This is a genomic window from Streptomyces sp. NPDC029122, from assembly GCF_055569445.1.
Window position 1 is genome coordinate 230,721 of record NZ_JBVHWK010000003.1, and the last position, 21,240, is coordinate 251,960.

Genomic DNA, 21,240 nt, shown 5'->3' on the forward strand with positions numbered 1-21,240 from the left:
CCGGGCCCTTAGGCTGTTGCGGTACCGCCCCCGCGGTACGAGGAACCAACGTGGACGACGAAGGAAACAGACGGAATGTACGGCTGGATCTGGCGGCATCTGCCGGGCAACGCGTGGGTGCGCGCGCTGATCTCTCTCGTACTGGTCCTGGCGGTGGTGTTCGTGCTGTTCCAGTACGTGTTCCCGTGGGCCGAGCCGCTCCTTCCGTTCAACGACGTGACGGTGGACGAGGGATCGGGAGCCACTCCGTGAGCGCGCGCATTCTGGTTGTCGACAACTACGACAGCTTTGTCTTCAATCTGGTCCAGTACCTCTACCAGCTCGGCGCCGAATGCGAGGTGCTGCGCAACGACGAGGTGGAGCTCGCGCACGCCCAGGACGGCTTCGACGGCGTCCTCCTCTCGCCCGGGCCGGGTACGCCGGAAGAGGCGGGCGTCTGCGTGGACATGGTCCGGCACTGCGCCGACACGGGCGTCCCCGTCTTCGGCGTCTGCCTCGGCATGCAGTCCATGGCGGTCGCCTACGGGGGCGTGGTGGACCGCGCGCCCGAGCTGCTCCACGGCAAGACCTCGCCCGTGGTCCACGAGGGACTCGGCGTCTTCGCCGGGCTGCCGTCGCCCTTCACCGCGACCCGCTACCACTCCCTCGCGGCCGAGCCGGGGACCCTGCCCGACGTGCTGGAGGTGACGGCGCGCACCGAGGACGGGATCATCATGGGCCTGCGGCACCGGGAGCACGACGTGGAGGGCGTCCAGTTCCACCCCGAGTCGGTGCTGACCGAGTGGGGGCACCGGATGCTCGCGAACTGGCTGGTGCGCTGCGGTGACGCCGGCGCCGTCGAGCGGTCGGTGGGACTGGCCCCGGTGGTGGGCAAGGCCGTCGCGTGACGGCCGTCGCGCCGTCCGTGCCCAACGAGGGCCGGGCCGCGCGGCGCAAGGCAGCGCAGGAGGCCGCGAAGCGCTCGCACGCACGCGCCCGCAGGCGCGGCGGGGGCGGCCGGGGCCGCAGGCGCGCCCGCCCGCGCTCCGGCGGGCCGGTGGTGGTGCTCAGCAGGGCCGCCGGCGAGCTGTTCATCACCGCCGGGGTGGTGATGCTGCTCTTCGTCACCTACCAGCTCTGGTACACGAACGTCCTGGCGGAGCGGGCGGCGGACGGCGCCGCCGGCTCGCTCGAGCAGACCTGGGAGCGCCCGCCCGGGACGGGCGCGCCGCCCCCGGTGACGGCCTTCGAGCCCGGCCAGGGCTTCGCGATCATGCACATCCCGAAGCTGGACCTCAAGGTGCCGGTGGCCGAGGGGATCAGCAAGGCGAAGGTCCTCGACAAGGGGATGGTCGGCCACTACGGCGAGGGTGCGCTGAAGACGGCGATGCCCTCCGACCGGCAGGGCAACTTCGCGGTGGCGGGACACCGCAACACCCACGGGGAGCCGTTCCGCTACATCAACCAGCTGGTTCCGGGGGACGCGATCGTCGTGGAGACCCGGGACGCCTACTACACGTACCAGGTGACCTCCGCGCTGCCGCAGACCTCCCCGGCCAACGTGGCGGTGATCAAGCCGGTGCCGGAGGGCTCCGGATTCACCGAACCCGGCCGGTACATCACGCTGACGACCTGCACCCCGGAGTTCACCAGCACCTACCGGATGATCGTATGGGGCAGGATGGCCGATGAACGCCCCCGAAACCAGGGCGCCCCGCCCGCGCTGACCAGCCCGTAAGGACGAACCCGCAGTGTCTCGTGCCCGTCGCCGCTCCGCAAAGCAGCCCGCCGACCGCAGTGTGGTCGCCGGGGCCCTGAGCCTGCTGGGAGAGCTCCTGATCACGGGAGGCCTGGTCCTGGGCCTGTTCGTGGCGTACTCGCTCTGGTGGACCAACGTCCTCGCCGACCGGCAGGCCTCCGCGCGCGGCGACGAGATCCGACAGCGCTGGCAGAGTCCCGCGCCCTCGGCGAGTGCCCCCGCGCGGCCGGGTGCCCTGGACACCGAGGACGGGGTCGGCTTCCTGCACGTACCGGCGATGAAGAACGGCGAGGTGCTGGTCAAGGAGGGCACGGCGCCGGACGTCCTGAACGACGGCGTGGCCGGGTACTACACGGAGCCGGTGAAGTCCGGACTGCCCTGGGACGCCGAGGGCAATTTCGCGCTGGCCGCGCACCGCGACGGGCACGGGGCGAAGTTCCACAACATCCACAAGGTGAAGAACGGCGACTCGATCGTCTTCGAGACCAAGGACACCTGGTACGTCTACAAGGTCTTCGCCGAGCTGGCCCAGACCTCGAAGTACAACACGGGCGTGATCAACCCGGTCCCGAAGGAGTCGGGCAAGACCTCCCCGGGCCGTTACATCACCCTGACGACCTGCACGCCGGTCTACACCTCGAAGTACCGGTACATCGTCTGGGGCGAATTCGTGCGGGCGGAGAAGGTCGACGAGAAGCGCACCAAGCCGGCCGAACTGCGCTGATCCACCAGGCTGTTTCACGTGAAACAGCCTGTCGCGGTGGCCGGCCGGTAACCGGTGTCCTAGCGGCGGTTGCCGCCGGTCAGGCCTCCGAAGAGGCCTCCGCCGTCCTGCTGGCCGCCGTCCTGCGACTTGGCGGTGCGGACGTTGATCACCGTGCCGCCCGGCACCTGGCTGCCGACGGGCGGGTTGGAGTCGATGACCACCGCGTTGTCGTCGGTCGAGCCCGCCAGGACCGCGCCGAAGACCAGGTTGCTCGCCTGGAGCGTCAGCTTGGCCTGGGCCACCGTCTGCCCCGTGAGCGGGGGCACCACCGTCGGCGCCGCCGAGGCTGCCTTGGAGATGCTGACGTTGACCGGGGTGTCCTTGGCGAGCTCGATGCCGGGCTGGTACTGCTGCGCGACGACCGTCTGGGGCGGGGCTCCCGGGGAGTCCACCTCAGTGGTGCTGCCGAGCTTCAGCTTGGCGTCCGAGAGCGCCTTGGCCGCGGCCGCCTTGTTCATGCCCTTGAGGTCGGGGACGACGCCCTTGGCGACTTCCTTGGCGACCTGGAGGGTGATCACCGAACCCTGCTCCGCCTGGCTGCCGCTCTTGGGGTTCTGCTCCACCACGGTGCCGGGGGAAGCGTTGTCGTTCTCGACGAGCTTCTTCTCGACCTGGAACTTCTTGCCCTTGAGCGTGGACTCGGCATCCTCGAACTTCAGGCGCAGGACGTCGGGGACCGCGACCTTGGGGGCGCCCGTGGACACCTTCACCTTGATCGTGGTGCCCTTGTCGACCTTGGTGTCGGGGGCCGGGCTCTGCGAGCAGACATGGCCCTTGGGCTGGTCCGCGCAGGGCTCCTCGCCCTCCTTCTCCACCGGGAGGCCCATGTTCCTGCCACTGCCCTGCGCCTGCTCGAAGGTCTGGCCGACGAGCTTGGGCACGGCCGGGCGGTTGTCGGCGGTCTCGCTGAAGAGGGTCCGGCCGATCAGGATGGCGCCGACCAGGACGAGCACGGCGGCCACGGCCAGCAGGATCGTCGAGGCGCGGCTCTTCTTCTGCTGACGGCGGCCGTGACCCTGGTCGTAGCCGCCGTGGCCCTGGTTGTCGTACCCGTAGCCGCCGTCGCCGCCCCCGGGGGGCATCGGCGGCATCATCGAGGTCTGGCCGGCGTCCGGGGAACGCAGGGCGGTGGTGGGCTGGTCGTAGCCCTGGTGCCCGTAGCCGCCCTGGTCCGGGTAGCCGTAGCCGGCGGCGCCCATGGCGGCGGTCGCGGCGACGGGCTGGCCCTCGAGGCAGGCCTCGATGTCGGCCCGCATCTCGTCCGCGGACTGGTAACGGTAGTCGGGGTCCTTGACCAGGGCCTTGAGGACGATGGCGTCCATCACCGGCGTGATCTCGGGGTCGAAGTTCGACGGCGGCTGGGGCTCCTCGCGTACGTGCTGGTACGCGACGGCCACCGGGGAGTCGCCGACGAACGGGGGCCGGACGCACAGCAGCTCGTAGAGCAGGCAGCCGGCGGAGTAGAGGTCGGAGCGCGCGTCGACCTGCTCGCCCTTGGCCTGCTCCGGGGAGAGGTACTGGGCGGTGCCGATGACCGCGGCCGTCTGCGTCATGGTCATGCCGGAGTCACCCATGGCCCGGGCGATGCCGAAGTCCATGACCTTGACCTGGCCCGTCCGCGTGAGCATCACGTTGGCGGGCTTGATGTCGCGGTGGACGATGCCGGCGCGGTGCGAGTACTCGAGGGCCTGGAGGATGCCGATGCACATCTCGAGGGTGCGCTCGGGGAGCAGCTTGCGGCCGGAGTGCAGCAGCTCGCGCAGGGTCGAGCCGTCGACGTACTCCATCACGATGTACGGGATGGAGATGTTGTCGACGTAGTCCTCGCCCGTGTCGTAGACGGCGACGATCGCGGGGTGGTTCAGCGACGCGGCCGACTGGGCCTCGCGGCGGAACCGGGCCTGGAAGGACGGGTCGCGGGCGAGGTCGGCACGCAGGGTCTTGACGGCTACGGTACGGCCGAGCCGGGTGTCGTGACCGAGGTAGACCTCGGCCATGCCACCGCGGCCGAGCACGTGGCTCAGCTCGTACCGGCCGCCGAGGCGACGCGGCTCTTCCATAACGTTGCAGCCCTCTCCGTCAGTCCCGACCGCACCGGCGTGTGGTCCGGCGGTGTGCTGTTCGCGGCAAGGCTACCGGCCGATCGTCGGTGATCGGTTCGTGACCACAGGCTGATATCGGACCGGTACCGAGCGCTCGGATCCTGTCTCGGCTTCTCATCCCTTGCTCTTCAGGACGGCTTCCATGACGGCCCTGGCGACCGGCGCGGCCAGGCCGCCGCCGCTGATGTCCTCACGGTCGGCGCTGCTGTCCTCGATCACGACGGCCACGGCCACCGGCGAGGTGCCGTCGGGGAGCTCGGCGTAGGAGATGAACCAGGCGTAGGGGCGCTTGGCGTTCTTCTCTCCGTGCTGGGCGGTACCGGTCTTCCCGCCCACCTTGACGTTCTTGATCTGCGCCTTGGTTCCGGTGCCGTTCTCCACGACGTTGACCATCATCTGCTGGACCTTCTGCGCGGTCGCGGCGCTGAGGGGCCGGCTCATCTCCGACGGCTCGTGCTTCTCGATCGTGTCGAGGTTGGGCGCGGTCAGCTCGTCCACCATGTACGGCTTCATCAGCTTGCCGTCGTTGGCGATCGCGGCGGTGACCATGGCCATCTGGAGCGGGGTGGCCGCGGTGTTGAACTGGCCGATGGAGCTCTGCGCGTTGCCGTCCCGGCCCATGGTCTTGTCGTAGACGCTGGCGAAGGCGCGGACCGGGGTGTCGATCTTGTCGTTGTTGAAGCCGAACTTCTGCGCCGTGTCGACCATCTTGTCGCGGCCGACCTTGTCGCCCAGGTTCGCGAAGACCGAGTTGCAGGAGACCTGGAGGGCGAAGTTCAGCGTCGCCTTCTCGCAGCCGCTCGCGTGGTTGACCATCGGGGTCCGCGTGCCGGGCAGGATGTACGGCTCGGGGGTGTCCGTGGGGGCGTTGATGTCGGTGACCACGCCGTGCTCCAGCGCGGCGGCGGCCGTGACCACCTTGAAGGTGGATCCCGGCGGGTACGTCTCGCGCAGGGCGCGGTTGACGAGCTTCTTGTCCTCGGAGTCCTTCAGCTCGACCCAGGCCTTCTCGTCGGCCTTGGAGTTCCCGGCGAAGCTGGACGGGTCGTACGAGGGGGTGCTGACCAGGGCCAGGATTGCGCCGGTGCGCGGGTCGATGGCGGCGACGGCCCCCTTCTTGCTGCCGAGCTGGTCGAAGGCGGCCTTCTGAGCGGCGGCGTTCAGGGTGGTGATGACGTTGCCGCCCTGCTTCTTCTCACCCGTGAACATGCCGATGGTGCGGTCGAAGAAGAGCCGGTCGTCGTTGCCGGTGAGGATGCCGTCGTCCAGCGACTCCAGCTGCGTGGAGCCGAAGGCCTGCGAGGCGTAGCCGGTGACGGGCGCCCACAGCGGGCCGTCGGTGTAGGTCCGCTTGAACTTGTAGTCGCTGCCGTCGGTGACGGCGGAACCGGTGATCGGCTGGCCCTGGACGATGATGTTGCCGCGTTCGGTGGCGTACTGGGCGATCTGGACCCGGCGGTTCTCCTTGCGCGTGCTGAGTTCCTCGGCCTGGACGTACTGCAGCCAGTTGGTCCGGATCAGCAGCGCGAGGACGAGCAGCCCGCAGAACAGCGAGATGCGGCGCAGGGGCTTGTTCATGACGGGCGGACCACCTGGGTCATCTCGGAGTCGGGGGACGGGGCGGGGGCCGGGGCAGGTCGGCGCGCGGTGTCACTGATCCGGATGAGGATGGCGATGAGCACCCAGTTCGCGAGGACGGAGGAACCGCCGGAGGCGAGGAAGGGCATGGTCATGCCGGTGAGGGGGATGAGGCCCATGACACCGCCCGCGACGACGAAGATCTGGAGGGCGAAGGCACCGGAGAGCCCGATGGCGAACAGCTTGCCGAAGGGGTCGCGGGCGGCGAGGGCGGTGCGCACGCCCCGCTCGATGATCAGGCCGTAGAGCAGGAGGAAGGCCATGACGCCGGTGAGGCCGAGTTCCTCGCCGACGGTCGAGAAGATGAAGTCGGAGTTGGCGGCGAAGCCGATCAGGTCCGAGTTGCCCTGGCCCCAGCCGGTGCCGAGCACCCCGCCGGAACCGAAGCTCATGATCGACTGGCCGACCTGCTCGCAGGCGCCGGACGTGCTGTAGCAGGCGAAGGGGTCCAGCCAGGCGGTGACGCGGGCCTTGACGTGGCTGGCCGTGGCGCCGACGACGGTGGCGCCGCCGACCGACATGAGCAGGCCGATGACGATCCAGCTGGTCCGCTCGGTGGCCACGTACAGCATGATCACGAACATGCCGAAGAAGAGCAGCGAGGTGCCGAGGTCGTTCTCGAAGACGAGGACGAGCAGGCTCATCGCCCAGATCATCAGGATCGGGCCGAGGTCGCGGCCGCGCGGCAGGTAGAGGCCCATGAAGCGGCGGCTGGCCAGGGCCAGGGCGTCGCGCTTGACCATCAGGTAGCCGGCGAAGAAGATCGCGATGACGATCTTGGCGAACTCACCGGGCTGGATCGAGAAACCGCCGACGCTGATCCAGATCTTGGCGCCGAAGACGTCCGCGCCGAGACCCGGGATGACCGGCAGGATCAGCAGGACCAGGGCCCCGGCCATCGAGATGTACGTGAACCGCTGGAGCACGCGGTGGTCCTTGAGGACCAGCAGCACGACGGAGAACAGGGCGATGGCGAGCCCCGTGTACATCATCTGGCGCGGCGCGGACTCCGAGAAGGTGCCGTAGCTGCGCTTGGCGAGGTTCTGCAGCCGCTCCGACTGGTCGAGGCGCCAGATCAGGACGACGCCGAGCCCGTTGAGCAGCGTCGCGATGGGCAGCAGCAGCGGGTCGGCGTACTTGGCGTAGCGGCGTACGACGAGGTGGGAGATCCCGGCGAGGACGGCGAAGCCGAGTCCGTAGAGCAGCATGCCCGGGGGCAGCTCGCCGTGGATCGACAGGCCCACGTTGGCGTAGGCGAAGATCGGGATGACCACGGCGAAGGCGAGCAGCAGGAGCTCGGTGTTCCGTCGGCTCGGCGCCTCGATGGCGCCGATGGTGGTCGTGTTGGTGACAACGCTCATGGTGTGGCAGGCCCCCTGTGCCCGCGTATGTCTACTGCTTTTCGCACTGACCGACGACAGCTTGCTCCGCGGGAGTCAGGCTGGGGCCGGGCGTCTGGTTGCCCTGGGCTTCGGAAGCGCGGCGGGCCTCGTCCTGCTTGCAGGCGGAGACCTGGGTTCCGAGCTCTTCGATCTTCTTGCGCGCGCCCTCGAGGCTGTCCTCGCTGATGGTGGCCTCGACCTGCTTGCGCTTGAAGGGCGGCAGGTACTTCAGTTCGATCTCGGGGTGGTCCGTCTCCACCTGCGAGAGGTGGATCCAGGCGAGATTCTGGCTGATGCCGCGGTACAGCGCGACGTGGTCACCCTTGACGCCGACGTAGTACTGCGTCTGCGTCCAGCGGTGCGCCGCGTACAGGCCGCCGCCGACGACACCGGCCACGAGCAGCAGGATCAGCGTGCGCGTGGTCCACTTGCGCCCTTTGCCGCGCCGCTTGCGCGGGTGGTCGTACGTGTCCTCGTACGAGCCGTCGGCGTCGTAGGCCTCGGCTTCGCCGAAGCTGCCCAGCGCGCCGCCCTGGCTCTGGTCGGGGTATCCGTAGCCGGGGGCTTCGCCGCTGCCGGGAGGGCCGAAGGCACCGGAGGGCGGCGGGGCCTGGCGGCCGAGGCCCGAGGCGCGGCCGGCCGGGGTCTGCATGGCGTTGCCGTCGAAGAGCTGGTGCTGGTTCTCGGCCACCGCGCCGACGACGACCGGGGTGTCGTTGAGCTGGGCGGCCATGGTGTCGCCGCTGTCGGTGTCGAGGACGTCCGCGACGATGCAGGTGATGTTGTCCGGACCGCCGCCGCGCAGGGCGAGCTGGATCAGGGACTGCACGGTCTCCTGCGGGCCGTGGTAGTCGGCGAGGGTCTCTTCCAGGGTCTGGTGGGAGACCACGCCGGACAGGCCGTCGGAGCAGATCAGGTAGCGGTCGCCGGCCCGGACCTCGCGGATGGAGAGGTCGGGCTCCACGACGTCGCCGCTGCCGAGCGCCCGCATCAGCAGGGAGCGCTGCGGGTGGGTGGTCGCCTCCTCCTCGGTGATCCGTCCCTCGTCGACCAGGCGCTGCACCCAGGTGTGGTCCTGGGTGATCTGGGTGAGGACGCCGTCGCGCAGCAGGTAGGCGCGGGAGTCGCCGACGTGGACCAGGCCGAGGCGCTGGCCGGTCCACAGCAGGGCGGTGAGCGTGGTGCCCATGCCCTCCAGCTGGGCGTCGTCCTCGACCATCACGCGCAGCTGGTCGTTGGCGCGCTGCACGGCGATGCCGAGGGCGGTGAGGATGTCGGAGCCCGGGACGTCGTCGTCGAGCTGGACGAGCGAGGAGATGACCTCGGAGCTGGCGACCTCGCCGGCTGCCTGGCCGCCCATGCCGTCGGCGACGGCGAGGAGCCGGGGACCGGCGTAGCCGGAGTCCTCGTTGCCCTCGCGGATCATCCCCTTGTGCGATCCGGCGGCGAACCGCAGGGACAGACTCATGCGCACCTGCCCTGTCGACGCCTCGGGGTACAACCGGTCTCGAGCCACACTGCCCACCCTCCGGTCGGGAGCGCGCTCGGGTCCGTGTCCCCGGTGGGACGGACCGCCGCGGCTCGCTCGCTCCGCTCGCTCATTCTCGTACTACTTCCGCAGCTCGATGACGGTCTTGCCGATGCGGATCGGGGCGCCCGGCGGAATGGGCGTCGGGGTGGTCAGCCGGGTCCGGTCGAGATACGTGCCGTTCGTGGACCCGAGATCCTCGACGATCCACTGGCCGTCACGGTCGGGGTAGATCCTGGCATGCCTGCTGGAGGCGTAGTCGTCGTCCAGCACGATCGTGGAGTCGTGGGCACGGCCCAGCGTGATCGTCTGGCCGGCGAGGGCCACCGTGGTGCCCGTGAGGGTGCCCTCGGACACGACGAGCTTGGTCGGCGCGCCCCTGCGCTGGCGCTGCTGGGGCGGCGCGGACTGCCGCCCCGTCTGCTGCGGTGCGCCCGCGGCGGCCCCGCCGCGGCGGGAGCCGCGCTGGGTGACGCGCGTACCGAAGAGGTCGCTGCGGATGACCTGAACGGCCACGATGACGAACAGCCACAGAACGGCCAGGAAACCCAACCGCATGACCGTCAGGGTCAGCTCTGACATTGCCCCCGCTTCACCCTTCGGCTTGCCGGTAAATGATGGTGGTACTGCCCACGACGATCCGCGAGCCGTCGCGGAGCGTAGCGCGGGTGGTGTGCTGCCCGTCCACCACGATGCCGTTGGTGGACCCGAGATCCTGGATCGTCGGGGGTGTTCCGGTCCGGATCTCACAGTGCCGGCGGGAAACGCCGGGGTCGTCGATCCGCACATCGGCCTCGGTGCTTCGGCCGAGTACGAGCGTGGGGCGCGAGATCTGGTGGCGGGTGCCGTTGATCTCGATCCAGCGGCGTACGGCGCCAGGGGCACCGGGAGCCGCGGGCGCGCCGCCGGTGCGGGCACCGGGGCCGCCCGGGGGCGGGCCCGGAGGCATGGGCGGGGCACCGGCCGGCGGGTAGCCGTACCCGCCCGGCCGGCCCTGGGCGGGCTGCGGGGAGTCCTGGGAGGTGCTGGAGGCGAGGGTACGGCTGCGGACCCGGTAGAGGCCGGTGTCCAGGTCGTCCGCCTTCTCCAGGTGCACCTTGATGGGGCCCATGAAGCTGTAGCGCTGCTGCTTGGCGTAGTCGCGGACGAGGCCCGCGAGTTCGTCGCCGAGCTGGCCGGAGTAGGGGCTCAGGCGCTCGTAGTCGCCGGCGCTGAGCTCCACGATGAAGTCATTGGGTACGACGGTCCGCTCGCGGTTCCAGATGGTGGCGTTGTTGTCGCACTCCCGCTGGAGGGCGCCGGCGATCTCCACCGGCTGGACCTCGGACTTGAACACCTTGGCGAAGGTGCCGTTCACCAGACCTTCGAGTCGCTGCTCGAAACGCTTCAGGACTCCCATGGGGCACCTCCTCCGTCGTTGTCGCCCTGTACTGCTTACTGATCGTATCCACGCGTGGCGGATTCGGGTGGTTCCCCTTCGGTCCTGCGCGCAGGAGTGTTGGTGCTCACAAGGGATCGTAGGGGTGCTCCGGGGACAGTGTCCCGCACCGGGAGCGGACAGCGGGAGTGGCCGTCCCGGTCGTCGTGCGGAGGGGCGGGGAAAGCGATTTCAATCCGCCCCGTCTGACGTGCTAATGTTTCGACGTCGCCAGGGGAACGGCCCGAAAGGGAAGAACCACTGGGGCGCCGCTCGGGCGAGTGGCGGAACGGCAGACGCGCTGGCTTCAGGTGCCAGTGTCCTTCGGGACGTGGGGGTTCAAATCCCCCCTCGCCCACATCGGGGAAGCCCCGATCCGGAATCCGGATCGGGGCTTCTCGCATGTCCGGCTCCATCGTCCGGCCTCCCCCGCGACTTTCGTCGTGCCGCGCGCGACGAAAGAAGGCGGCCAGCGGCGAGGGCCGCTGTCTAGGGTCGGGCGTGTGGATGCCAAGGCGAGGACACGTGCGGGCCGGGACTGGCTGAAGGGGCCGGAGCCCTGGACCCGGCGCACGCTGGCCGCGGACCTCACGATCGCCGCCGTGATGGCGCTGCTCGGCATCGGTGTCGACGAACTCAGCAACAGCTCGGGACTGAAGACGGTCCTCGGCGTCGTGACCGTGGTGTCGCTGACGCTGCTGCGGCGGCGGCTGCCGGCGGTCACGCTGGTGGTGGGCTCCGCCGCGAGCGGGCTGCTGCCCGGGGTGTTCCTCGTGACGGTGCTGCTGGGCTGGTCCGCGGGCCGGCGCATCATCGGCGTGGGCCGGGCGCTCGGCGCGTTCCTGCTGGCCTTCCTCGCCGCGGTCTGCCTGACCCTCGTGGACCAGGGGGTGCATACGCAGCCGTTGCTGGTGGTCGTCTTCTCCACCCTGCTGTTCCTCGCGGCGACGGTCATGCCGGGTCTGGCCAGCCGTTACTGGCACCAGCGCCGGACCCTGCTGAGCGCGCTCCAGGAGCGCAACGACCAGCTGCTGCGCGAGCGGACCATGGTCGCCGGGCAGGCCAGGCTGCGGGAGCGGCAGCGGATCGCCCAGGACATGCACGACAGCCTGGGCCACCAGCTGGCGCTGATCTCGGTGCACACCGGGGCGCTGGAGGTGGACCCCGCGCTCACCGACCGCCAGCGCGAGGCGGTGGGAGTGCTGCGGCAGGCCTCGGTGGCGGCCATGCACGAGCTGCGGGAGGTCGTGGGGATCCTGCGTGACGGCGTGGAGGCGCCGGCGCCGGTGGAGGAGGCGCAGCCGGCCGCACGGGGGGTGGCCGGCATCGCGGGCATCGTGGAGGCGGCGCGGGCCGCTGGGACCGACGTACGGCTGGGCACGGCGGGGAAGCCCCGGCCGCTGGTCGCGGCCTGCGACCACGCGGCGTACCGGATCGTGCAGGAGGCGCTGACCAACGCCTACAAGCACGCTCCGGGGTCGGCGATCACCGTGGAACTCCGGTACGAGGACGACTCGCTGGTGGTGGAGATCGCCAACGGTCCGGCGGCCGGCCGGGGTTCGGGCGGCGAGGTCGTCTCGGGCGGACAGGGGCTGACGGGGCTGCGGGAGCGGGCCCGGCTGGTCGGCGGCATGGTGCACGCGGGGGCGACCGACGGCGGCGGGTTCCGGGTGGCGGGAGTGCTGCCGTACGGGACGGAGCCGGCCGGGCTCGTCGAGGACGTGGCCGACGACTTCGGCCAGCGGTCGCAGGCCCGGGCGCTGGCGCTGAAGGACGCGCCGCCGATGGACTGGGCCGCGCTGGACCGCGAGCTGACGGTGCCGGTGCGGACCCGGGCCGGCGGGGTGGCGATGGGCTGCGGGATCGCCGTGGCGGCCGTGGTGCTGCTGATCATCGTGATGGGGGCCGCGGTGGTGATGCTGGTGGGTTCGGCGGACAAGGCGATGATCAGCGGTGAGGAGTATGACGCGGTCCACGTGGGCGAGTCCGAGCAGGCGGTGCGGTCGCGGCTGCCGGACGGGGACAGCGTGCTGACGTCGGGGATGGACCGCAAGGGTCCGCCGCGGCCGGAGGGGGCGGACTGCCTGGCGCTGCTCTCCAGCGATTCCTCGAAGCTGACCGAGGACACCGTTTTCCGGTTCTGCTTCCGGGACGGCAAGCTCGTGGACAAGCAGACGTACGACGTCAAGCAGTAGGAGCGCGCGGGTGACAGCCAAGGTGATCAGAGTGGTGATCGCTGACGACGAGCCGCTGATCCGGGCCGGGATCAGGATGATCCTGACCTCGGCTCCGGACATCGAGGTGGTCGCCGAGGGGTCCAACGGCCGGGAGGCGGTCGAGCTGGCGCTGTCCCATGCCCCGGACGTGCTGCTGCTGGACATCCAGATGCCGGTGTTGGACGGGCTGACGGCGCTGGCCGAGGTGGTGCGGGCCGCCCCGGCGGTACGGGTGCTGGTCCTGACCACCTTCGGGGAGAAGGAGAACGTCCTGCGGGCGCTGAGCCAGGGCGGTGCCGGGTTCCTGCTGAAGGACTCGGCGCCGGGTGAGCTGATCGGCGCGGTGCGGGCGGCCGCGGCCGGGGACGCGTACCTCTCGCCCGGCGCGACCCGGCACGTGGTGGACCAGCTGGCGGCCGGTCCGGCCGCGGGACGCGGCGAGGAGGCCCGGCGGCGGGTCGCGGAGCTGAGCGAGCGGGAGCGCGGCGTGCTGGCGCTGCTGGGGGAAGGCCTGTCCAACGCGGACGCCGGGCGCAGGCTCCATATGAGCGAGGCGACGGTGAAGACGTACGTGAGCCGCATCCTGGCGAAGCTGGCGTGCGAGAACCGGGTTCAGGCCGCCCTGCTGGCCAGGGACGCCGGGCTGTAGGTACGGTCTGCCCGGACTTGATCGGCCACGCGGTGGCCGGCGTGGCGCGAACAGGGCGGGGCAGCGCGGATGGTGGCGGTACCGGGGCAGTACGCGGCGGCTGAAGCGGCGGGCGCGGAGGCGGGTGGTCCGGCGGGCCTGGAGGCCGGGCGGTCCGGCGGGCGGATCCCGCGCGTCGAGGGCTTCGCGCCGCGGAGCGTGGCGGGCTCGCCCAAGGAGGCCGGGAGGGCGCTGCGGCTGCGCGTACCGCGCGCGGCGCACGCGCGGTTCGAGCCCCCCGCCGGGCGCCCGGACGCCGTGCGCGCGGTGGAGGAGTCCAACGTGGGGCGGGTCGCCGAGCTGACCCCGATACGGGTGGGCCGGATGGCCGCGAACCCCTTCGCCTTCCTGCGCGGGGCGGCCGGCCTGATGGCGTTCGACCTGTCCGGCGGCCCGGTGACGGGGGTGGGCGCGCAGATCTGCGGCGACGCCCACGGGGCCAACTTCGGCCTGTACGGGGACGCGCGCGGCCGGCTCGTGATCGACCTGAACGACTTCGACGAGACCGTCTTCGGCCCGTGGGAGTGGGACGTGAAGCGGCTGGCGACCTCCCTCGTGCTGGCCGGGCGCGTGGCGGGGGCCGACGAGGACACCTGCCTGGCGGCGGCGCGGGACGCGGTGGGCGCGTACCGGCGCACCATGCGGCTGCTGGCGAAGCTGCCGGCGCTCGACGCGTGGAACGCCATCGCCGACGAGGAGCTGGTCTCGCACACCGACGCCCGGGACCTCGTGGGCACGCTGGAGCGGGTCTCGGAGAAGGCCCGCAACAACACCTCCGCCCGGTTCGCGGCGCGGTCGACGGAGGTCCTGGCCGACGGCGGGCGACGCTTCGTGGACGCGCTGCCGGTGCTGCGCCGGGTCGGGGACGAGGAGGCCGCCGCGGTGGCCGCCTCGCTGGGCCCGTACCTGGCGACCCTGTCGGGGGACCGGCTGCCGCTGCTGGCCCGGTACGCGATCCACGACGTGGCCTTCCGGGTGGTCGGCACGGGCAGTGTGGGCACCCGCTCGTACGTGGTGCTGCTGCTGGACCACCGGGGCGAGCCGCTGGTCCTCCAGGTGAAGGAGGCGCGGCCCTCGGTGCTGCTGCCGTACCTGCCCGGGCTCGGCTTCCACGCGGCGCCGGAGGAGCACGAGGGCCGTCGGGTGGTGGCCGGGCAGCGGCGGATGCAGGTGGTCTCCGACATCCTGCTGGGCTGGACCACCGTCCAGGGGCGTCCGTACCAGGTCCGGCAGTTCCGCAACCGCAAGGGCAGCGTGGATCCGGCGGCGCTGGCCGTGGACCAGTTCGACGACTACGGCAGGATGACCGGTGCCCTGCTGGCCCGGGCGCACGCGCACAGCGCCGATCCGCGGCTGCTGGCGGGGTACTGCGGCAAGAACGAGGAGCTGGACGAGGCGATCGCCGGCTTCGCCGTGGCCTACGCCGACCGGAGCGAGGCCGACCACGCGCACCTGGTGGCGGCGGTGCGCTCGGGACGGATCGCGGCGGAGTTCGGGGTCTGAACCGTCCGCTCCGGCGGGGCGGCGGTGGGTGCTGTGGCGGGCGGGGCGGCGGTCCGGGGTGTGTTTCACGTGAAACACGCGCCGGGGCGGGCCGTAGGCTGGCCGGGTGAGCGAGCAGACCGAACACACCGCGCCCGAAGAGCCCGCCGTCCCCGCTGACGAGCGGCCCGAGGCGCGGCTGGAACGCGCCGTGCGCGCCGCCGAGCAGGCACTGATCGAGTTCGAGATCGCGGTGGAGACCTTCCGGGTGGAGGTCGAGAACTTCTCCCGGCTGCACCACCAGAAGCTCGGGCCGATGTACTCGCGCCTCGACGAGCTGGACGCGCTGATCGCGGAGGCGAAGGCGGCCCGCAGCGGCGATCCCGAGGACCTGCGGCGGGCCCAGGAGGCCCGCTCGCTGGTCATGCCGATGCCGGGGGTGGAGGAGCTGTTCCACGACTGGCTGGGCTCGGACGGGCTCTCCGACGACGCTGCCGCGATGCTCACCGACCGGCCGGTGCGGCCGCCGCAGCGGGTACGGCCCACCGAGGAGGTGCGCCGCCTGTACCGGGAGCTGGTCCGCAGGGCCCACCCGGACCTGGCGCAGGACGAGGCCGAGCGGACCCGCCGTGACGCGTTCATCGCCCGGGTCAACGCCGCCTACGGGCGCGGTGAGGAGCGGCTGCTGCGCGAGCTGGCCGAGGAGTGGGAGGCCGGCCCGGCGCCCGAGGAGGCCCGCCCGGGCGAGAGCGAGGAGCTCTACGCCCGGCTGGAGTGGCTGGCCCAGCGCAAGGAGCTGCTCTCGCTGGTGGCCAAGGAGCTGGAGGACAGCGCGATCGGCGCCATGCTGCGGATGGCTCCGGACGACCCGGACCGGCTGCTGGAGGAGATCGCGGAGCAGCTGCTGGCGCAGGTCTCGGAGCGCGAGGCGGAGCTGGCGTCGTACAGCGCCGGATGAGCCCGGCCCGGCCGGGGCGTCGGATAGGTTGGCAGACCAGATCCGTGAAGAGAGAAGGCGACTGTTATGAACCTCGGACCGCTTCCCTCGGTGGACGCCGCGTCGGTGCCCGCCGATGGCTTCGTCCTCGACGTCCGTGAGGACGACGAATGGGCGGCCGGGCACGTCGAGGGTGCGCTCCACGTCCCGATGAGCGACTTCGTGGCGCGCTTCGGCGAGGTCACGGAGGCGGTCGCGGACGGCCGCACGGCGTACGTGATGTGCCGGGTGGGCGGCCGTAGCGCCCAGGTCACCCAGTACCTGGTGCGCCAGGGCATCGAGGCCGTGAACGTGGACGGCGGGATGCAGGCGTGGGAGCGCGCCGGGCGCCCGATGGTGGCGGACGGCGGGAACCCGGCCTTCGTGCTCTGACCGCCCTCCGTGTCCTGAGGGGTGTCAGCCGAGGGGGTGGGCGGCCAGCAGGTCGCCCAGGGCCTCCTCGTGCGCGGCGGCCGGGCCGAGCTGGAGCTCCAGCTGCTTGGCCCAGGCGTGGTAGCGGTGCAGCGGGTAGTCGGTGTCGGCGCCGAAGCCGCCGTGCAGGTGCTGGGCGGTCTGCACGACCCGGCGTACGCCCTCGGAGGCCCAGATCTTGGCGACGGCGACGTCCCCGGCGCTGGGCAGCGGCCCGCCCGCCCCTCCGGTCGCGGCGTCGAGCCGCCAGGCGGCCTGCCAGAGGGTGGCTTCCATGGCGCGCAGGTCGATGTAGCGGTCGGCGGCCTGTACCGCGACGGTCTGGAAAGTGGCGATGGGGAAGCCGAACTGCTCCCGCTTGCCGGTGTACTGGCTGGTCATGGTGAGGACGGCCTCGCCGAGGCCCAGGGCGAGGGCGCAGGTGCCGGTGGCCAGGAGCTGGTGGAGCCGGTCCCAGGCACCCGGGGCGTCGATCACGTGGGCGGCCGGTGCCCGGACCCCGTCCAGGGTGAGTTCGGCGAGCCGCTCGCCGCTGGTGGAGTACTGGTCGGCGAGCGTGAGCCCCGGGGTGACGCGGGGCAGGAGGGCGAGGACGGCCTCGCCCCCGCCGCTGTGGGCGGGTACGGCGATCCAGTCGCAGCCGTGGGCCCAGGCCACGGCGGTCTGTACTCCGTCCAGGAGCCAGTCGGGGCCCTCGCGGCGCGCGGTGACGGCGAGCTCGGCGGGGTCGTGGCCGGTGCGGCCGTGCGCGGCGGCGGTGAGGACGAGGGTGCCGCTTCCGGCGCCGGGCAGCAGGGCGGCCGCCAGCTCGGGGCTGCCATGGGCCTGGACGGCCATGGCGGTGGCGCAGTGCTCCAGCAGCGGTACCCGGGCCAGCACCTTCGCGGCTTCGCGCAGTACGAGGCACAGGGCGATGGTGTCGAGGCCCGCACCGCCGTGTTCCTCCGCGAGGACGAGGCTCAGCAGATCGGAGGCGGCGAGCCTGTTCCACAGCGGCCGGTCGAACTCGTCCGCGACGGCGCCGGACGTGAGGGCCGGGCTGGGGACGCCGTCGGGGGCGACGTCGGCGAAGACGGCCCTGGCGGCCTCGACGGCGGCCTGCTGTTCCTCGGTGAAGGCGAAGTCCACTGCCTGTCCTCCTGCGTGCGCCCGCTGCTCATCTGACGGGGCGTCAAGATAGAGCAGAGGGCGGCAATTGGACAGGCCCACGGCGCCCTGGGGGGTGCCGCGGGGCAGGGGCCTACCGGTCGAAGTCGATCTCCACTTCCTCCGTCATGGCGTGGGACTGGCAGGCCAGCACGAACCCCGCCTCGGTCTCCTCCGCCTCCAGCGCGAAGTTGCGGTCCATCCGCACCTCACCGGAGACCACGAAGGCCCGGCAGGTGCCGCAGACCCCGCCCTTGCAGGCGTACGGGGCGTCCGCGCGGTTGCGCAGCACGGTGTCCAGCAGGGACTCGCCGTCCTGGACGGGCCAGGTGCCCGAGCGGCCGTCGAGCCGGGCGGTGACCCGGCCGTGGGCCGGAGCCGCGACGGTGCGGGCGGGGACCTGCGGGGCGGTGTCCTCGACGTGGAAGATCTCCTCGTGCACCCGCGTCCGTACGACGCCCAGCGCGCCCAGGGCCCGCTCCGCGCCGGTCACCAGTCCGTAGGGCCCGCACAGGAACCAGCCCGTCACCTCCGCGACCGGCAGCAGCGCGGGCAGCAGGGACACCAGCCGGGCCTCGTCGAGCCGCCCCGAGGGCAGTCCGGCCTCCTGCTCCTCGCGGGACAGGACGGTGACCAGCTGGAAACGGTCGGGGTAGCGGTCCTTGAGGTCGGCCACCTCCTCCAGGAACATCGTCGAGGCCGCCGTGCGGTCGCTGCGCACCAGGCAGAACCGGGCGTCGGGCCGGGCCGCCAGCAGCGAGGCGGCGATCGACAGCACCGGGGTGATGCCGCTGCCGCCGACGATCGCCGCGTAGCGCGCGGCCGGCGGGGCGGCGGCCGGCTCCAGCACGAACCGCCCGGCCGGGACCATCACGTCCAGCACGTCCCCGGCGGCGACCTCCTTGTGCGCGAACGTGGAGAACTCGCCGCCCTCCACCAGGCGCACGCCGACCCGCAGCCGGTCCGGTCCGGGGCCGTCGGGGGCCGGGGCGGCGGAGCAGATCGAGTAGGTGCGGCGGACCTCGGTGCCCTCGGCGGCGCGGCGGCGCAGTGTCACGTGCTGCCCGGGGAGGTGGCGGTAGTCCTCGCGCAGTTCCCCGGGGACGCGGAGGGTCAGTGCCACCGAGTCGTCGGTGAGCCGGTCGACTTCCGCCACCGTCAGCGGGTGGAACGCGCCGTGGCGGGGTGCGGCCATCTACAGCTCCTTGAAGTGGTCGAACGGTTCGCGGCAGGCGACGCAGCGGCGCAGCGCCTTGCACGCGGTGGAGGAGAAGCGGCTGAGCAGCTCGGTGTCCGTCGAGCCGCAGTGGGGGCAGCGGACCGACAGCGTGAGCGGCACCGGTCCGTCGGCGGAGTGCGGGCGGGGCGGGGCGATGCCGAACTCGGCCAGCTTGCGGCGGCCTTCCGCGCTGATGTCGTCGGTGGACCAGGCGGGGGCCAGGACCGTGGTGACCCGCACCTCGGGTATGCCGTGGGCGGTGAGGGCCCGCTCGATGTCGGCGGACATCGCCTCGATGGCCGGGCAGCCGGTGTAGGTGGGGGTGAGGATCACCTCGGCGTGGCCGTCCTCGTGCATCCGCACTCCGCGCAGGACGCCCAGCTCGGCCAGGGTCAGCACGGGCAGTTCGGGGTCGGGGACGGAACCCGCCAGCTCGGCCAGCTCCGCCTCCAGGCGGGTGGTTCCGGCCCCGGCGCTCACCACGACGCTCCGGGGTGGCTGCGGTGCAGGTGCTGCATCTCGGCGAGCAGCCGCCCGAACGGCTCCGTGTGCAGCCCCTCGCGGCCGGCTCCGGCCGCCCAGGCGCCCGTACGCGGCCCCTCGGGCCGCGTCAGCCCCGCGCGGTCCAGTACGTCGCCCAGCGCGGCCAGCCAGCGGGCCTCCAGGGCCTCCATGGCGGCCCGGTCCAGGCCGAGACCTTCGACCGGCTGGAACATCTCCCCGGTGAACTTCCACAGGGCGTCGAGCGCCGTGCGCATCCGGGTCCGGCTCTCCTCGGTGCCGTCGCCGAGGCGCAGCGTCCACTGCTCGGCGTGGTCCCGGTGGTAGGCGGTCTCCTTCACGGCCTTGGCCGCGAGCGGGGCGAACGGCCCGTCCCCGGCGGCGAGCTCCGTGTACAGCTCGTGCTGGTAGAAGGAGAAGTAGAGCTGGCGGGCGATGGTGTGGGCGAAGTCCCCGTTGGGCTGTTCGACCAGCTGGAGGTTGCGGAAGGAGCGCTCCTCGCGGAGGAAGGCCAGCTCGTCCTCGTCGCCCGCCATGGACAGCAGGAGGCGGGCCTGCCCGAGCAGGTCCAGGGCGATGTTGGCCAGGGCGACCTCCTCCTCCAGGACGGGGGCGTGGCCCGCCCACTCGCCGAGGCGGTGGGAGAGGATCAGCGCGTCGTCGCCGAGGGCGAGGGCGGCCGCGGTACGGGTGTCGGTGCCGGCGCTCACAGGTGGCGCACCCCCTCGGGGATCTCGTAGAAGGTGGGGTGCCGGTAGGGCTTGTCGGCCGACGGGGCGAAGAACGGGTCCCGCTCGTCCGGCGAGGAGGCGGTGATCTCGGTGGAGGGCACCACCCAGATCGAGACGCCCTCGTTGCGCCGCGTGTAGAGGTCGCGTGCGTTGCGCAGGGCCATCTCCGCGTCGGGGGCGTGCAGGCTTCCCGCGTGCGTGTGCGAGAGGCCGCGGCGCGAGCGCACGAACACCTCCCACAGGGGCCAGTTCTGCGTCATGCCTGTACCTCTCGTCCGGTGCTGGTGTGCTTCGCGGCGTACGCGGAGGCGGCCTCGCGGACCCAGGCGCCTTCCTCGTGCGCCCTGCGCCGCTGGCTGATCCGCTGTTCGTTGCAGGGGCCGTTGCCCTTGAGGACGTCCCAGAACTCGGCCCAGTCGATGGCGCCGAAGTCGTAGTGCCCGCGCTCCTCGTTCCACTTGATGTCCGGGTCGGGCAGGGTCAGGCCCAGCGACTCGGCCTGCGGAACGGCGATGTCCACGAAGCGCTGGCGCAGTTCGTCATTGGAGTGCCGCTTGATCCGCCAGGCCATCGACTGCGCCGAGTGCGCCGACTCGTCGTCCGGCGGGCCGAACATCATCAGGGAGGGCCACCACCAGCGGTCGACCGCGTCCTGCGCCATGGCGTGCTGGGCCTCGGTGCCCCGCGAGAGGGCGAGGAGCAGCTCGTAGCCCTGGCGCTGGTGGAAGGACTCCTCCTTGCAGATCCGGACCATGGCGCGGGCGTAGGGGCCGTAGGAGCAGCGGCAGATCGGCACCTGGTTGGTGATCGCCGCGCCGTCCACGAGCCAGCCGATGGCGCCGACGTCGGCCCAGGTGAGGGTGGGGTAGTTGAAGATCGAGGAGTACTTCTGCTTGCCCGAGTGCAGCTTGTCGAGCAGCTCGTCGCGACTGGTGCCGAGGGTCTCGGCGGCGCTGTAGAGGTAGAGGCCGTGTCCCGCCTCGTCCTGCACCTTGGCCATCAGGATCGCCTTGCGGCGCAGGGAGGGCGCGCGGGTGATCCAGTTGGCCTCCGGCTGCATGCCGATGATCTCGGAGTGGGCGTGCTGCGCCATCTGCCGGACCAGGGAGGCGCGGTACTCCTCGGGCATCCAGTCCCGAGGCTCCACGCGCTCGTCCGCCGCCACCGCGGCGTCGAAGTCGGCACGGAGCTGTGCGCCGAGGTCCGCGGACTGCCCGTCCACCGCGCCGTCCACCGTGCCTGACGTGCCCGTTTCCGGGGTCACTGCGACCATCCCGG

Annotated in this window: 20 protein-coding genes, 1 tRNA gene and 1 pseudogene; 10 read left to right on the forward strand and 12 right to left on the reverse strand. The window is 71.8% G+C overall.

Annotated features, from left to right (window positions below; translation table 11 throughout):
* Positions 1–75: 75 nt before the first annotated feature.
* From ACZ4WZ_RS05655 to ACZ4WZ_RS05670, 4 genes and pseudogenes are all read left to right on the forward strand, one after another.
* Positions 76–252, forward strand: a complete 177-nt coding sequence (locus ACZ4WZ_RS05655) for a hypothetical protein (RefSeq protein ID WP_030011120.1) — start codon at positions 76–78, stop codon at positions 250–252.
* A complete protein-coding gene (locus ACZ4WZ_RS05660; protein WP_388932862.1) occupies positions 249–887 on the forward strand; it encodes an aminodeoxychorismate/anthranilate synthase component II in 639 nt (212 codons plus the stop codon). The genes ACZ4WZ_RS05655 and ACZ4WZ_RS05660 overlap by 4 nt, the downstream gene beginning before the upstream one ends.
* 29 nt (positions 888–916) lie before the next feature.
* Positions 917–1,717, forward strand: a pseudogene (locus tag ACZ4WZ_RS05665) (class E sortase); the annotation flags it as partial.
* Positions 1,718–1,730: 13 nt separating this feature from the next.
* Positions 1,731–2,462, forward strand: a complete 732-nt coding sequence (locus ACZ4WZ_RS05670) for a class E sortase (RefSeq protein ID WP_467885453.1) — start codon at positions 1,731–1,733, stop codon at positions 2,460–2,462.
* A gap of 59 nt (positions 2,463–2,521) precedes the next feature.
* Here ACZ4WZ_RS05670 and pknB read toward each other — a convergent pair whose 3' ends face one another.
* From pknB to ACZ4WZ_RS05700, 6 genes are all read right to left on the reverse strand, one after another.
* The gene (gene pknB / locus ACZ4WZ_RS05675; protein WP_467885456.1) at positions 2,522–4,564 is read right to left on the reverse strand and encodes a Stk1 family PASTA domain-containing Ser/Thr kinase; all 2,043 of its coding nucleotides are present in this window, start codon (positions 4,562–4,564) and stop codon (positions 2,522–2,524) included.
* 156 nt (positions 4,565–4,720) lie between these two features.
* Positions 4,721–6,184: a peptidoglycan D,D-transpeptidase FtsI family protein gene (locus ACZ4WZ_RS05680; RefSeq protein WP_467885459.1), complete on the reverse strand. Its 1,464-nt coding sequence runs from the start codon at positions 6,182–6,184 to the stop codon at positions 4,721–4,723.
* Complete coding sequence (locus ACZ4WZ_RS05685; protein WP_467885463.1) at positions 6,181–7,605, reverse strand: FtsW/RodA/SpoVE family cell cycle protein; 1,425 nt, start codon at positions 7,603–7,605, stop codon at positions 6,181–6,183. Before ACZ4WZ_RS05685 ends, ACZ4WZ_RS05680 begins: the two co-directional genes overlap by 4 nt.
* A 31-nt stretch (positions 7,606–7,636) precedes the next feature.
* Positions 7,637–9,094 carry a PP2C family protein-serine/threonine phosphatase gene (locus ACZ4WZ_RS05690; protein ID WP_467885466.1) on the reverse strand — a complete coding sequence of 486 codons (1,458 nt, stop codon included), beginning with the start codon at positions 9,092–9,094 and terminating at the stop codon, positions 7,637–7,639.
* 141 nt (positions 9,095–9,235) lie between these two features.
* Positions 9,236–9,736: an FHA domain-containing protein FhaB/FipA gene (locus ACZ4WZ_RS05695; RefSeq protein ID WP_388932877.1), complete on the reverse strand. Its 501-nt coding sequence runs from the start codon at positions 9,734–9,736 to the stop codon at positions 9,236–9,238.
* Positions 9,737–9,746: 10 nt separating this feature from the next.
* Entirely contained in the window at positions 9,747–10,553 is an 807-nt protein-coding gene (locus ACZ4WZ_RS05700) for an FhaA domain-containing protein (protein WP_467885469.1), read from the reverse strand.
* Positions 10,554–10,846: 293 nt separating this feature from the next.
* On the opposite strand from ACZ4WZ_RS05700, the gene ACZ4WZ_RS05705 reads away from it, so the two are divergent.
* The 6 genes from ACZ4WZ_RS05705 (at position 10,847) to ACZ4WZ_RS05730 (ending at position 16,326) form a co-directional block, all read left to right on the forward strand.
* Positions 10,847–10,929 (forward strand) — tRNA-Leu (locus ACZ4WZ_RS05705).
* Between the two features lie 145 nt (positions 10,930–11,074).
* Positions 11,075–12,766 carry a sensor histidine kinase gene (locus ACZ4WZ_RS05710; protein WP_467885472.1) on the forward strand — a complete coding sequence of 564 codons (1,692 nt, stop codon included), beginning with the start codon at positions 11,075–11,077 and terminating at the stop codon, positions 12,764–12,766.
* Positions 12,767–12,776: 10 nt separating this feature from the next.
* The gene (locus ACZ4WZ_RS05715; protein WP_467885475.1) at positions 12,777–13,436 is read left to right on the forward strand and encodes a response regulator transcription factor; all 660 of its coding nucleotides are present in this window, start codon (positions 12,777–12,779) and stop codon (positions 13,434–13,436) included.
* Positions 13,437–13,505: 69 nt separating this feature from the next.
* Positions 13,506–14,978, forward strand: a complete 1,473-nt coding sequence (locus tag ACZ4WZ_RS05720) for a DUF2252 domain-containing protein (protein WP_467885478.1) — start codon at positions 13,506–13,508, stop codon at positions 14,976–14,978.
* A gap of 106 nt (positions 14,979–15,084) precedes the next feature.
* Entirely contained in the window at positions 15,085–15,915 is an 831-nt protein-coding gene (locus ACZ4WZ_RS05725; RefSeq protein ID WP_467885481.1) for a J domain-containing protein, read from the forward strand.
* Between the two features lie 66 nt (positions 15,916–15,981).
* Entirely contained in the window at positions 15,982–16,326 is a 345-nt protein-coding gene (locus ACZ4WZ_RS05730) for a rhodanese-like domain-containing protein (RefSeq protein ID WP_467885484.1), read from the forward strand.
* A gap of 24 nt (positions 16,327–16,350) precedes the next feature.
* On the opposite strand, the gene ACZ4WZ_RS05735 is transcribed toward ACZ4WZ_RS05730, so the two are convergent.
* The 6 genes from ACZ4WZ_RS05735 to paaA all read right to left on the reverse strand — a co-directional run bounded on the left by ACZ4WZ_RS05735 (position 16,351) and on the right by paaA (position 21,235).
* Positions 16,351–17,493: an acyl-CoA dehydrogenase family protein gene (locus tag ACZ4WZ_RS05735; RefSeq protein WP_467885487.1), complete on the reverse strand. Its 1,143-nt coding sequence runs from the start codon at positions 17,491–17,493 to the stop codon at positions 16,351–16,353.
* Between the two features lie 112 nt (positions 17,494–17,605).
* Complete coding sequence (locus tag ACZ4WZ_RS05740) at positions 17,606–18,706, reverse strand: 2Fe-2S iron-sulfur cluster-binding protein (RefSeq protein WP_467885489.1); 1,101 nt, start codon at positions 18,704–18,706, stop codon at positions 17,606–17,608.
* Complete coding sequence (gene paaD, locus ACZ4WZ_RS05745; protein ID WP_467885493.1) at positions 18,707–19,213, reverse strand: 1,2-phenylacetyl-CoA epoxidase subunit PaaD; 507 nt, start codon at positions 19,211–19,213, stop codon at positions 18,707–18,709.
* Positions 19,207–19,941, reverse strand: coding sequence for a 1,2-phenylacetyl-CoA epoxidase subunit PaaC (paaC, locus tag ACZ4WZ_RS05750; RefSeq protein WP_467885496.1), 735 nt, complete (start codon positions 19,939–19,941; stop codon positions 19,207–19,209). The genes paaD and paaC overlap by 7 nt, the downstream gene beginning before the upstream one ends.
* Positions 19,938–20,222 carry a 1,2-phenylacetyl-CoA epoxidase subunit PaaB gene (gene paaB, locus ACZ4WZ_RS05755; protein ID WP_125813338.1) on the reverse strand — a complete coding sequence of 95 codons (285 nt, stop codon included), beginning with the start codon at positions 20,220–20,222 and terminating at the stop codon, positions 19,938–19,940. The genes paaC and paaB overlap by 4 nt, the downstream gene beginning before the upstream one ends.
* On the reverse strand, positions 20,219–21,235 hold the full coding sequence (gene paaA / locus ACZ4WZ_RS05760) for a 1,2-phenylacetyl-CoA epoxidase subunit PaaA (protein WP_467885499.1): 1,017 nt from the start codon (positions 21,233–21,235) through the stop codon (positions 20,219–20,221). The genes paaB and paaA overlap by 4 nt, the downstream gene beginning before the upstream one ends.
* Positions 21,236–21,240 lie beyond the last annotated feature (5 nt).

Excerpts from the sequence above, each read along its gene's own strand:
- ACZ4WZ_RS05655 (WP_030011120.1), top strand. The coding sequence starts at position 76 with ATGTACGGCTGGATCTGGCGGCATCTGCCGGGCAACGCGTGGGTGCGC.
- pknB (WP_467885456.1), bottom strand. The coding sequence starts at position 4,564 with ATGGAAGAGCCGCGTCGCCTCGGCGGCCGGTACGAGCTGAGCCACGTG.
- ACZ4WZ_RS05680 (WP_467885459.1), bottom strand. The coding sequence starts at position 6,184 with ATGAACAAGCCCCTGCGCCGCATCTCGCTGTTCTGCGGGCTGCTCGTC.
- ACZ4WZ_RS05685 (WP_467885463.1), bottom strand. The coding sequence starts at position 7,605 with ATGAGCGTTGTCACCAACACGACCACCATCGGCGCCATCGAGGCGCCG.
- ACZ4WZ_RS05690 (WP_467885466.1), bottom strand. The coding sequence starts at position 9,094 with ATGAGTCTGTCCCTGCGGTTCGCCGCCGGATCGCACAAGGGGATGATC.
- ACZ4WZ_RS05695 (WP_388932877.1), bottom strand. The coding sequence starts at position 9,736 with ATGTCAGAGCTGACCCTGACGGTCATGCGGTTGGGTTTCCTGGCCGTT.
- ACZ4WZ_RS05700 (WP_467885469.1), bottom strand. The coding sequence starts at position 10,553 with ATGGGAGTCCTGAAGCGTTTCGAGCAGCGACTCGAAGGTCTGGTGAAC.
- ACZ4WZ_RS05720 (WP_467885478.1), top strand. The coding sequence starts at position 13,506 with ATGGTGGCGGTACCGGGGCAGTACGCGGCGGCTGAAGCGGCGGGCGCG.
- ACZ4WZ_RS05730 (WP_467885484.1), top strand. The coding sequence starts at position 15,982 with ATGAACCTCGGACCGCTTCCCTCGGTGGACGCCGCGTCGGTGCCCGCC.
- ACZ4WZ_RS05740 (WP_467885489.1), bottom strand. The coding sequence starts at position 18,706 with ATGGCCGCACCCCGCCACGGCGCGTTCCACCCGCTGACGGTGGCGGAA.
- paaB (WP_125813338.1), bottom strand. The coding sequence starts at position 20,222 with ATGACGCAGAACTGGCCCCTGTGGGAGGTGTTCGTGCGCTCGCGCCGC.
- paaA (WP_467885499.1), bottom strand. The coding sequence starts at position 21,235 with ATGGTCGCAGTGACCCCGGAAACGGGCACGTCAGGCACGGTGGACGGC.